Source organism: Variovorax sp. P1_H2, assembly GCF_056405295.1.
In genome coordinates this window covers 1-603 of the sequence record NZ_JBFUCJ010000311.1, presented here as the reverse complement: position 1 = coordinate 603, position 603 = coordinate 1, and the positions used below count along the sequence as shown (strand labels likewise).

The window sequence follows — 603 nt, the reverse complement described above, 5'->3', positions numbered from 1 at the left end:
GGGGTCGTCGGCGCCGTCTGGTCGCCGCCCACGATCTCGACCGGCTCGGACTTGTTGCCCGACTCGTCGATCGCCTCGATCGTGCCCGGCTCGCCTTCAGGCAGCGGGTTCGGCTCGATGCGCCAGTTGCCGTCCGGATCCACCACGGCGCTGCCCACGACATTGCCGCCACCGTCGGTGACGATCACGATGCTGCCTTCTTCGCCCGTGCCGGCCAGGCCGCCGCCATTGTTCTCATTGACTACGGGCGTCGTCGGCGGCGTGATGTCCATCTCGGCGCTCGCGCTGTCGCTGGCCGGGTTGCCGGCCGCGTTGCTGACGTTCGCCGTGACCGTGATCGTGCCGTTGTCCAGGCCGCTCAGGTCGGCCGCGCCAGCCGTCCAGGTATTGCCGTTGACCGTACCCGTCACGACCACGCTGTTCACGCCGTCGCTGAAGGTCAGCGTGACGGTCTGGCCGTCTTCCACATTCGTGGTCGTGCCGCTCACCACCAGGGCTTCGGCCTCTGCAGCGTTGATCACGCCGTCGCCAGCGATCGGGCCGCCCACCGTGATGGTGGGTACCGTCGAGCTGACGCCGTAGGCGTGCGAAGCACTGCCGCTG

1 protein-coding gene is annotated in these 603 nt (G+C 68.8%); it reads right to left on the bottom strand.

Annotation, left to right across the window (positions count from 1 at the left end):
- Window positions 1-603, bottom strand: a 603-nt coding sequence (locus tag AC1D2E_RS36085) for an Ig-like domain-containing protein (RefSeq protein WP_478201825.1), incomplete at both ends; no start/stop codon positions are given.